Raw genomic sequence first — 11,287 nt, 5'->3', positions numbered from 1 at the left:
AAATAAGAAACATTACTAACAAACGTCTCTACGACAACTTCAGCTTACAAAAGCCCGGTCGTGGCTTTTACCTCAACGTCCGCTATTTCTTTAATTCTTTTAACATTTAATTCTATGCAATTGAGATCGACGCTCGCACTGGCTGTGGCAGCAGGTATGCTGGCATCCTGTACTAAAAATGAATCTGGTCCGAGTAATCCGGGTAACTTTATATTGACCGTTAGTCCGGCGGCTACGACGGGTGTGGCCGATTACCTACTGACCGCCCAAACGCTTGATTCTGATACTATTACGACGAAAGGGAACGGCGTAGAGCAGGATGGAACCTACCGCTATTATGTCACGCACAATGGCAAGTTTTTTAGTATGCTCTACGGCCAGGGCAACCCCGGTGCCGTAACCGCTTATAATATCCAGGATGGCAAGCTGAATAAACTCACCAACTTCCAAACCGAAACGGTACAAGCCTTTGCACCAGTTAATGATGACTTACTGCTGTTTAAAATTTCAAGAAACCTGACCGCTCCTACGTCGAGCTGGTATAAGGTAAATACCAACAGTTTGACCATCACCTCCGAAGGCACTGTTAACACGCTGGAGATGACGAAGCTGGGCGAGCTGGCCCACTTTACCTGGCTTAAACAGGTAGGAACGAAAGTATTCGCTCCGTACCAAACCATCAACGATCGTAGTTTCAATACCAAGTACCCGAACCAGGGTTCTATTGCTATTTTCAACTATGCGGATATGAAACTGGAAAAGGTCATTACGGATACTCGTATCAGTTTCATTGGCCTTTATTTCCAGGATGGTCTTTCGGTTCAAGAGAATGGCGACGTCTACGGATTTTCACCCGCAGCGGCCATTACGGATGGCAAGATTACTACGACCAAACCTTCGGCGATCGTGAAAATCAAATCCGGAACAACGGACTTTGACCAAAGCTATTTCTTTGATGTGGAAGCGGCCAGCGGTGGCTTGAGTATCACCTCATGGCAGTATATAGGTAACAACACCTACATTGTCCATGCGGCAGCCAAGTCCGAAAAAACGACGACTTACCCTGCAGGCCAGCGTGTTGGTATTGTGAACGTTGTGGATAAAACCTACAAAGCCGTTACGGGACTGCCGAAACTGGAAGATATTTCGGACCTGACTACCAACAACTACACGCCTAAAGACGGAAAAACGGGTTACGTTGGGGTGAATCTCAAAGACGGTAACAGCTTCGTTTACAAGATCGATGCCAGTACGCAAACCGCTACTCGTGGCCTGCGAGTGGAAGGTGGATCCATTACGGCCATTCAGCACCTGAAATAAGATACGCTACTGAACGAACCGGGAGATGCGAAGCTCTTCCGGTTCGTTGGTTTGTGATCACTATCCTGAATGACTTATGATTAGCACCTTGTACTTGATTCAGTTCATCGCCTTTTATCTCTGGCAAATTACGTCGGCGTCGAATAAACGGCAGGCTCCTACCGGTTTGATGGGCTATGCCTTCACGCACAAAGTCCAGACTCGTCTCGTCGGGGCTTGCCTTGGGCTACTGGCCATCGTGGGTTTTATCTGGCTTTGGGGCGTGGCGAGTGGACTTGCGGGTTTTGTCGTGGGATTAATGGCCGTTGGTTGTCTCTCCGTGGTGATCGAACCTTTCCAGTACCTCCGCACGCCGGGTGTAGCGGTAATTTATGTTTGTTGTGTACTCCTTGAACGATTCCTCTGACGATGCCTGCTAACAAAAAATACCTGACCCAATCGCCTTGGATCAAACTATCTAAGATACTGGCGGGCTCCGTGGGAGGTTATCTGGTTACTATCAGTTTTCACGCGGCCCTGACCCGGATGTTTCCGAAAGAATACGTGATAGCTACCTCATTCATCACGGGCTATCTGCTTTGGGCAACGCTTCTGCTCATGGCTTTTCTCATACCCAAAGCCTGGAAGACCTGGGCTCTGTATGTGATGCTGATCGGTATATGTACGGGTATTTACTTGATTTAAAACGGCTATGGATAACCGGAAATACAATATCTACTTTAACACGCACACCGTCAGTGGGATCATCATCTGTGCGATTTTGTACGTCATGTTTTTTGCGGGTTCATTCTCTTTTTTCAGGGACGACCTGGCAGCCTGGCAGAAAAATGAGTCGTACCTGAGTCAGAAAGGTCTAATCACAAAGGACTTTAACTACGTTCTGGATTCGCTTTCCCGTCATCATACGCTTAAAGGGCGGGATGTTGATTTTACCATCCAGCGAAATGCCCCGGGAGCATATGTTTCCATGACCGCTTCTCACGATCCCGAGGTACAAAAACTGAAGCCTAAGAAAAAACCGGAGGCCAAACGCGGCGGTCGGGGCCGGAGGGGCGATGGCGACTCGGCTTTTTTTACCTATGATTTCAGTAAAAAGAAGGAGGCCGACTACGCCACTTCCTACACCATGGGCGAATTTCTGTACCGCCTGCACTTTTTAGCCCAGTTGAATCAGGTTTTTCCCTTCCGGCTGGGTGTTCCGTTCGGATACCTGCTGGCGGGAATTGTTTCCTTCATTTTCCTTTTTGCCTTGATTACGGGACTGTTACTGCATTGGGATAAGCTTGTTTCCAACTTTTTTACCTTCCGACCCTGGACTAAATGGAAGACGGTCTGGACAGATCTTCACACAGTGCTGGGCGTCATTGGCTTTCCCTATCAGCTCGTTTTTGCCTTAACCGGCGTGATCCTGATTTTCAATTCCTTCCTGATTATTCCGTACACCAAATTGTTTTATAACGGTAACGAAGAGAAGATTTATAAGGATTTAAATTATGGCGTCAAACAGGAATTTCCCTACGCTAGTAAGCCCTTACAATCCTCATTTGACATCAACCAGTTGGTAAGTCAGGTACAACAAAAATGGGAGAGGAGTGACGTCAGTCTGGTGGCTATTCGGAATTACGGCGATGAAAACATGTATGTGGTCATTCAGGGAAAAGCCCACACCGATGCTCAGCTCAACGGACAGGGTGAACTCATTTACCGCGTTCGTGATCAGAAAGTGATGGCAGAGCATTCGCCCCTAGATACGCCGTCATATATTGATACCGTTAAAGGTTTTATTTTCCATTTGCATTTTGGTGATTACGGCGGACGACCGTTGCGGGTCATCTATTTTGTTTTGGGAATCATGGGTTGTCTGGTCATTAATTCAGGCGTGATGATCTGGCTGGTTGCCCGGGATAAAAAAAACATCCCCGTCCGCAAGCGAGCGTTCAATTTCTGGACGGCCAATGTGTATATCTCCTCCAGCTTAAGCATGTTACCAGTTACGGCCTTTGCCATGATCGCCCTGCTCTTTCTGGACAAACCGGGTCAACCTGAAATTTACCACTGGTATTTTTACCCCTGGTTAGTACTGAGCGTGTATTTCCTGATTCGGAAAGATCTGGATCTGGTGAATCGGCAATCCACCTTCCTGGCAGCGGTGAGCTGCTTTCTGCTGCCCGTATTGGATGGCGTGGTTCGCGGCAACTGGTTCTGGAACACGCTGAATCGACAGGCGTACGATATTCTGTTTATCGACGTACTCTTCCTGATCCTTTCCCTCTTGAGCGGAGTAATCTGGTGGAAGATGGAACAGAAAAGACGAGCAGAGCCCAGTGCCGTACCAATCAAAGAGAAAGTCGGGCAGTTGGGGCATGCCTGATGGGGAGTTTTAGTGGTTAGGTATTACATTTCTGAGTGGGTTGTCTTGAATAGAAGGGGTTTTCGTCCCTTAGGGACGGCTCAGGTGCGGGAGAGGTTTATTTCTTCTGATGATTTATGTAGTTGTTGGTTGATTGTTATTTATTATTTGAAGTTTGCCGATTTCTGCATGGACGGCATAAAACCGGGCCCCGTCCTATCCCATTCCATGGCGGGCTCAAGCCGCCTTTTTCATCCGCAATGCGGTGGCCCAGAGTAGGATGAAAAGAGCGGTGTTCGCGATAGGCACTAAAAAACAAGCCAACTCAACAGGGCGAAAATTTTCTTTTCAAGTCGAGCGGTTGAAAAGCCGGATAATAGAAAATCGACGACAGTAGTATATCTGAACAAGCGATCGTTCGCTTCCGATATACAAAGATAACCTTTCCATTTGTACAGGACGGTGGCGTGGGACTCCCCAAGGCTAGCGTATTCGCTATTAAATAGCAGACTGCTTAATCCTAAACACTCCATATTGAGAAAATGTGATTTTAAATTGATTCGGGTAGATCATATGGTTTTCGTTTTAGGCTTGACCTTCGTAAAATCTAAGAAATCATATGAGTTATACTGCTTTTCGATTAAAAATGAATCACGTCCGGCTGGTAAGGCTGCTGACTACTGCGATGTTAGGGGCGGTAGTGAGTACTGCTTTTATTGCACCTCCATCCACTCAAAAAACGGTTGTCGCGAAGGATCGCCCGAGAGAAGCCTGGGTACTCCGATCCGTGCTGGACGGTCGACCCCGTATGTTGAGTGTGGCCTTAAACGACAAACTATGGTTAGCGTACAATACCCAAACCGCTTCTCTGTACAAAGCCTGGCTGGGTACCATCAATTTTGGCGGCCCGGTGTATACTTCCGCTCACGGGCCACAGCCCGTTTCCTCGGGTGTTTCGTACATGGAAGAGCCAGCGGATAATCCCTGGCGTATCGTAGAAAATGCGAAAGAAATAACGCCCACCATCACGTACAAAGGGCACACCATTCACCAGAATCGTTTGACGCTGAAGTACGAACTAGATTACCAGGGTAAGAAAATTCAGATTGAAGAAAATCCCGAGTTTTTCGATGCTTCCGGTAATCGGACCGGATTTGAGCGAGCGTTTGTAACGAAGCATGTACCTGCTGGGGTACAGGTTACGCTGGCTATGCACCTGAATTCGCTTGCCGCCGCTAGTGATTACCAGACCGACGGAACCTTTACCGTACGCGAGCAAGGCACGGAGCAAAGTGGAGACAAATCCTTTCAAACGGTTGCCGGAAAATTACAGCTTAACGCCAATGGAAAAACTAGCTTTAAAGTCAGTTTTACGGCTAAACCCGCAGTAAAGCAGGCTAGCGAGCAAAAAAATCAGGAACAGATAGTTGCTGATCTTTTTGCGAAAAGCGACTGTAATACCTGCCATAACCGCGACGTAAAAACGGTAGGGCCATCGTACATGGCCATTGCGGAACGCTACGATCGTACGGACAAAAACCGCGAAGCACTGATCACGAAAGTAATCAAAGGAGGAGCGGGTAACTGGGGGCAAATTCCCATGACCGCTCACCCGGACCTGAAACGCGAAGACGCGGCTACGCTGGTTTCCTACATTCTGGATTTAGACGCTGAAAAAGAAAGAAAACGGGAAGCGGGTAAGCTAATGCCTAAACCAAGCTACCCCGTCACGTTCAAGCCCCTTAATCCTGCCAAAGTAGCCGCCAATACGGAGCTGCCGGGTATGGCCGTCAATGTGTATCAGTTTAGCAGTACCCTTTCGACGCTTCCCGAAATCAACGATGAAATGGCTCCCATTCAGTCGGGATCGATAAATGCTCTGCACTGGGAGGATAATGATTTTGGTACCTTAAAGACTAATTTTGTCATGCACGCGAGTGGCATACTGAACATTCCGAAGACGACCAACGTCGTGTTTCGTCTCGTATGCGACGACGGCGGTCGCTTGTTTATCGATGACAAACTAGTGGTAGATAACGGCGTGAATCACGGCCTGAAACCCACCGACGGCGAAATTATTCTGAAGGCGGGAAAACATGCCTTCCGTATGGAATATTACCAGGGTGAATATGGGAAAGGCGTTTCCCTGCAATGGCGGCCCTACGGTAGCAAAGCTTTTGTAGTCGTGCCGCCCAGCGTATTTACGTTCAAGGGAAAGGATATTAAACGGACGCAACAGGGAGCGATTGAAGTAACCAAGGACGAAGTCCCCGGTGATCAGTCACCGCTAGTCGCTGTACATCCCAGCTTTACCTTAAGCCAGGCCCGACCCGAGTCGTTTAAACCTAAAGTCGGCGGTATGGATTTTCTTGCCGATGGTCGAATGGTGGTTAGTACCTGGGATTCCCTGGGTTCCGTATACCTGGTTGATGCCCGGAAAGCAAGCTCGCCCGAGCAGATTCAGGTGAAACGAATTGCCTACGGTTTGGCAGAACCCCTGGGTCTTAAAGTGGTGGATAATGAAATCTACGTCATGCAGAAGCAGGAGCTGACCAGGCTGGTTGATTCGGATAAAGATGACCTCATCGACGAATACCAGACCGTGTGCAACGGCTGGAAAGTCTCCGCTAATTTTCACGAATTCGCCTTCGGTCTGGTGTACAAAGACGGGTACTTCTACGGTACGCTGGCGACGGCCATCAATCCTGGTGGGGCCAGTACGCAACCCCAGATTCCGGATCGCGGGAAAGTGGTAAAAATCAACCGGAAGGATGGTTCCTTCTCGCTCATTGCGTCGGGCTTGCGAACGCCGAATGGGATTGGCCTAGGTGTAGATAATGAAATCTTTATTGCGGATAATCAGGGCGACTGGTTACCGGCCAACAAGGTTGTTCATTTACAGACGGGTGCTTGGTATGGTTCACGCTCGGTTGATTTTGCGGGTACGGCGAATGCCAAGGAAACCTTACCGGTAGTCTGGTTAACGCAGGATGAAATCGGTAATTCGCCGAGCCAACCCGCAACCCTGAACGTCGGACCGTATCAAAATCAAATGATTCACGGCGATGTAACACACGGCGGGTTGAAACGGGTTTTTGCCCAAAAAGTAAACGGGGTGTACCAGGGCGTAGTGTTTCGGTTTACGCAGGGCCTGGAAGCCGGGGTGAATCGGTTGGTCTGGGGACCCGATGGCTCGCTGTACATTGGCGGCGTGGGTTCTACCGGCAACTGGGGCCAAACGGGCAAGTTGGGCTATGGATTACAGAAACTGACGTTTAACAACACGCCTGCCTTTGAAATGCTCGCCGTACGGGCTAAATCCAAAGGCATTGAAATCGAGTTTACTGAACCGTTGAAGGAAGGTAGTGGACAGTCAGCCAGTGACTATACCATCCGGCAATGGTGGTTTAAACCAACGGCCGATTACGGCGGACCCAAGTTGGACGATCAGCGACTGGCCATTAAAACGGTACAGGTTTCAGCAGATCGTAAGAAAGTCTTTTTGGAACTACCCGGTATGCAGAGTAAGCATGTTGTGTATGTGCGACTGAATCGCAATACGATTCTCAGTACCACGGGAACGAAGCTTTGGACGACTGAAGCCTGGTATACCATGAATGCCATTCCGACTGGTTTGGCTCAGTAAATTTCTCCCATTACTGAATGACAAAAGGCAAGCCCTCGTACTTCAAGTACGAGGGCTTGCCTTTTTTTGTAAATGTCCCCGAGTAGGTCTCCAACGAGAGAATGAATGGCAATTTGATGAAATGATCCGCGAAGCTCCTACGCTTGTCATCTTCCGTTTTTATCGATTCGTAGAATATAGCTTGTAAAGCTTTTCTTAAATAAGCCTTAACAAATGATCTTACTACTTACATTTACGGGGCAATTACCTACCTAGAAGCGTACAATACTTAGGCTCCTCCACCGCTCTATTATCGTCACCCTTGAAATCAATGCACAACACCCAGTACTCATTTTTAGGTCCGGGCGGGAAATCAGGGCAACGGATTCGTGCCTATGATTGGTCGAAAACCTTGCTAGGAAATCCCGAAAGCTGGCCGCCGAGCTTAAAGTCTATCCTTGGCTTATTGCTAAATGCAGAATGTCCTTCCTTTTTGTTTTGGGGAAAGGAATACGCTTGTTTTTACAACGATGCGTATCTGCCCATTTTGGCAAAATTGGATAAGTATGTAGAGCCAGGTCAATCGGCCGCTCAAGTATGGAGCGAGTACTGGACGGATTTCAAGCCTTTCCTGGATAGTATTTTAATGGCAGGAGAGGCCCGCTACGATCATGATGTACCCATGGATGGATGGCGAAAAGAAACGGATGGTACGTTTTGCTATAATCCCGTTTATGATGAGTCGGGTCAGACCGTTGGCGTATGGGTTACACTGACCTATCCAACCCGCAACCTACAGGAAAGCGAAATTCACCAGCGATTTTTACTTAAGCTAAGTGATCGCCTGCGTTCCCTGACGGACCCAGCCGAGATTCAGTACGAAGCAGCTCGGGCTTTGGGTGAACAGTTGGCCGCGAACCGGGTCGGATACGCCGAGGATCAGGGCGATCAGACGCATATTGTCGTCACTCGTAATTACGTAAATGGGGTATTTAATTTAGAAGGGCTGTATCAATACGTCGATTACGGCCCCAGTTTGCTCGCCGATTTTTTGGCGGGTAAAACGGTTGTTCGCCCGGATATTGCCAATGATCCAACATTAACGGATGCTGAAAAAGAGGCTCACCGGGTTTTGCAGTTGGGAGCAACGGTGAATCGACCCCTGATGAAGCAGGGCCAGTTGATTGCCGTCCTGTTCATTCATTACGAACAACCCCATGCGTTTACTCAACTGGAATTAGACTTACTGGAAGAGACGGCTGAGCGAACCTGGGAAGCGGTAGACCGGGCTCGGGCTCAGAAAGCCCTACTTCAGAGTGAAGAACAGTTTCGACACTTAGCTAATACCATACCGCAGGCCATTTGGGAGACGAATGCCGAGGGCGATTCGACGTTTTTAAACCAATGGTGGATTAAGTACAGTGGTATTCCTTATGAAAATACTACCGCCTGGCAAATCGCTACGGATATTTTGCATCCCGAGGATGGCCCCGTATTGGTAGCCGCCTTTCAGGAAGCTATGCGAACAGGTCAAAGCTTCGAAGTCGAGCAACGGAACCGTTCGGCCTCGGGCGAGTACCGCTGGTTTTTAAATAAGGGAGCACCGTACCGTCATCCTGAAACGGGGCAAATTATTAAATGGATTGGGATTGGCGTTGATATTCATGACCGTAAACTGGCGGAGGAGCTGCTCCGGGATAGCGAAGCTCGTTACCGGCAGCTGGCTACTCATTTAGAAGAGCAGGTTCAAAAGCGTACGGAAGAACTAACGGTATCCAATCAGGAGCTAGCCCGTACTATTGAGCAATTGAGGACTGCCAATGAAGAACTGGAACAATCGAATCGGTTGTTGTTACGGTCAAACGAAAACCTGCAACAGTTTGCTTATGTAGCCAGTCACGACCTACAGGAGCCGCTGCGTAAGATTCAGTCCTTTGGAAACCTTCTTATCCGGCAACACGCCGCGGAGCTGGGGAGTGGCGTAGATTATGTGGAACGGATGCAGGCAGCGGCCTCGCGGATGTCTATTCTCATCGAAGATTTACTGGCGTTTTCCCTGATTTCTACGCAACGCGAAGCCAGCGATCCGGTTGACCTGAATGTCGTTGTGCAGACGGTACTGAAAGATCTCGAACTAATTAGTACGGAAACGTCGGCGTCCGTTGAAAGGGATGACTTACCAACCATTGCCGGGAATCGCTTTCAATTAGAGCAGCTCTTTCAGAATCTCCTTTCCAACGCACTGAAGTTTAGAAAACCAGGGGTTGCTCCGCACATTCACATCCGGGCACAGCAGATAACTTCCAAGGAATTGCCAATGGGCGTTCGGCCCCTGGGTACGAGTGAAACGTACTACCGGATTTCAGTTGCCGATAACGGAATTGGTTTTGATGACCGCTATCTGGACCGCGTCTTTCAGGTTTTTCAGCGGCTACACAAACGCAGCGATTATGCGGGTACCGGCATTGGTTTGGCCATTTGTGAAAAGGTGGTAGCCAATCATGGGGGCGTAATTACAGCCCATAGCCAGCCTAATCTTGGTTCTACTTTCGAAATCTATTTACCCGTTATTTGAATCAATCGATATGATCCAATAACGCACTCGCTTCCAACTAAAAAAGAATGACGGCTTCTACTCCTGACATAGGGCTGTCATCAGTCCCTTTTTTCTTTACGGTGTCAAGCAACGTTTTAGGTGAACGACGTAGAGCATGAAAGAAAAAACGGTAGAAACTTTTTGCCCCCGGAGCCCACAGCACTGGCGGGACTGGTTACACGAACACCACGCCACCCAGCAATCGGTTTGGCTGTTGTTTTATAAAAAAAAGTCAGGACTACCCACGCTGACCTGGAGTGAAGCCGTGGACGAAGCCCTGTGTTTTGGCTGGATTGATAGCGTACGCAAGCCAGTTAGTGAAGAGGCCTTTCTGCAATTTTTCAGTCGAAGAAAAGCCCGCAGTACCTGGTCGAAAGTAAATAAAGAAAAAATCCGGGTATTGACAGAACAGGGCCTGATGATGCCAGCTGGCTTCCAAAGTATCGAAACCGCCCAGCAAAATGGCTCCTGGACTATTCTGGACGAGGTAGAACAAGGCGTCATTCCTGAAGACTTGCGGATCGCTCTGGAAGAAAAACCCCGAGCCTTCGCCTACTTTTTGCAGTTAAGCAAAACCGACACCCGGAACATTCTACAGTGGCTGGTACTGGCCAGACGAGCCGAAACGCGGAAAAGTCGCATTGCCGAGGTCGTTGAACGAGCGGATCAGCGACTGAAACCCAAGTTCATTCAGGGAACGAAAAAGTAGCGTAAGCAACCATGCCCGATTCCGAATTTACCCGTCTTTCCCGCCTGGTATCTCTTTTGACTCTCCTGCAAAGCAAGCGGCTACTAACGGCCACCGAGCTGGCCCAGCGTTTTTCAGTCAGTACCCGCACCATTTACCGGGACATGCGTACCCTCGAACAGGCGGGCGTACCGCTCGTTACGCTCGAAGGCAGAGGCTACACACTGCTCGAAGGCTACCGATTACCGCCCATTCTTTTCACCCGGGAAGAAGCCATTGCCCTGTTAACGGCGGAAAAGCTGACCCGCCAGCGAACCGACGCACTTACAGCCGAACATTGCCAGACGGCCATGGACAAGCTACGATCCGCCCTGAAACGCAGCGACCGGGATCATCTGGAAACGTTAACGCCGCTCATTGAGGTGCTGGATTCTGCCCAGCCCCTTAGTTATCCCAACGCCTATGAGCCTTTACTAACGGCCATCTCCACGCACCGGGTAGTACATCTGCACTATCAGGCTGCCGAATCCGGAAGTACTTCCATTCGATCGATTGAACCCATTGGGCTGTATCTGAGTCAGCACTGGCATGTGGTTGCGTATTGTCGGCTCCGGCAATCGTTTCGGGATTTTCGGCTCGATCGGATTCAACAGTTAACGCTGGGTACCGAAACGTTTTCGCCCCGTCCAGAAACCTTGCAGGACTACT

At 49.1% G+C, this 11,287-nt stretch carries 8 protein-coding genes; all 8 read left to right on the top strand.

Going from position 1 to position 11,287, the window contains the following annotated elements; all coding sequences use genetic code 11:
* Window positions 1–114: 114 nt before the first annotated feature.
* On the top strand, window positions 115–1,320 hold the full coding sequence (locus ACOJTG_RS18465; protein WP_420155172.1) for a DUF4374 domain-containing protein: 1,206 nt from the start codon (window positions 115–117) through the stop codon (window positions 1,318–1,320).
* A gap of 76 nt (window positions 1,321–1,396) precedes the next feature.
* Window positions 1,397–1,726 (top strand): hypothetical protein, encoded by a 330-nt coding sequence (locus ACOJTG_RS18460; protein ID WP_420155171.1) that lies wholly within the window; start codon window positions 1,397–1,399, stop codon window positions 1,724–1,726.
* A gap of 2 nt (window positions 1,727–1,728) precedes the next feature.
* Complete coding sequence (locus tag ACOJTG_RS18455; protein WP_420155170.1) at window positions 1,729–2,004, top strand: hypothetical protein; 276 nt, start codon at window positions 1,729–1,731, stop codon at window positions 2,002–2,004.
* Window positions 2,005–2,011: 7 nt separating this feature from the next.
* On the top strand, window positions 2,012–3,691 hold the full coding sequence (locus ACOJTG_RS18450; protein ID WP_420155169.1) for a PepSY-associated TM helix domain-containing protein: 1,680 nt from the start codon (window positions 2,012–2,014) through the stop codon (window positions 3,689–3,691).
* Window positions 3,692–4,289: 598 nt separating this feature from the next.
* On the top strand, window positions 4,290–7,316 hold the full coding sequence (locus tag ACOJTG_RS18445; protein WP_420155168.1) for a PA14 domain-containing protein: 3,027 nt from the start codon (window positions 4,290–4,292) through the stop codon (window positions 7,314–7,316).
* Between the two features lie 310 nt (window positions 7,317–7,626).
* On the top strand, window positions 7,627–9,870 hold the full coding sequence (locus tag ACOJTG_RS18440) for an ATP-binding protein (RefSeq protein WP_420155167.1): 2,244 nt from the start codon (window positions 7,627–7,629) through the stop codon (window positions 9,868–9,870).
* Window positions 9,871–10,006: 136 nt separating this feature from the next.
* The gene (locus ACOJTG_RS18435; RefSeq protein ID WP_420155166.1) at window positions 10,007–10,600 is read left to right on the top strand and encodes a YdeI/OmpD-associated family protein; all 594 of its coding nucleotides are present in this window, start codon (window positions 10,007–10,009) and stop codon (window positions 10,598–10,600) included.
* Window positions 10,601–10,611: 11 nt separating this feature from the next.
* Window positions 10,612–11,287 (top strand): helix-turn-helix transcriptional regulator (locus tag ACOJTG_RS18430; protein ID WP_420155165.1); only part of this gene is annotated, 676 nt, incomplete at its 3' end.

Origin of the sequence: Siphonobacter sp. (genome assembly GCF_048595215.1) — a bacterium.
In the GTDB taxonomy this organism is placed as follows: domain Bacteria; phylum Bacteroidota; class Bacteroidia; order Cytophagales; family Spirosomataceae; genus Siphonobacter.
This window is presented reverse-complemented; position numbering and strand designations above follow the sequence as displayed.

Coding starts and splice junctions, on each gene's coding strand:
- ACOJTG_RS18465 (WP_420155172.1), top strand. CDS start 115: ATGCAATTGAGATCGACGCTCGCACTGGCTGTGGCAGCAGGTATGCTG.
- ACOJTG_RS18460 (WP_420155171.1), top strand. CDS start 1,397: ATGATTAGCACCTTGTACTTGATTCAGTTCATCGCCTTTTATCTCTGG.
- ACOJTG_RS18455 (WP_420155170.1), top strand. CDS start 1,729: ATGCCTGCTAACAAAAAATACCTGACCCAATCGCCTTGGATCAAACTA.
- ACOJTG_RS18450 (WP_420155169.1), top strand. CDS start 2,012: ATGGATAACCGGAAATACAATATCTACTTTAACACGCACACCGTCAGT.
- ACOJTG_RS18445 (WP_420155168.1), top strand. CDS start 4,290: ATGAGTTATACTGCTTTTCGATTAAAAATGAATCACGTCCGGCTGGTA.
- ACOJTG_RS18440 (WP_420155167.1), top strand. CDS start 7,627: ATGCACAACACCCAGTACTCATTTTTAGGTCCGGGCGGGAAATCAGGG.
- ACOJTG_RS18435 (WP_420155166.1), top strand. CDS start 10,007: ATGAAAGAAAAAACGGTAGAAACTTTTTGCCCCCGGAGCCCACAGCAC.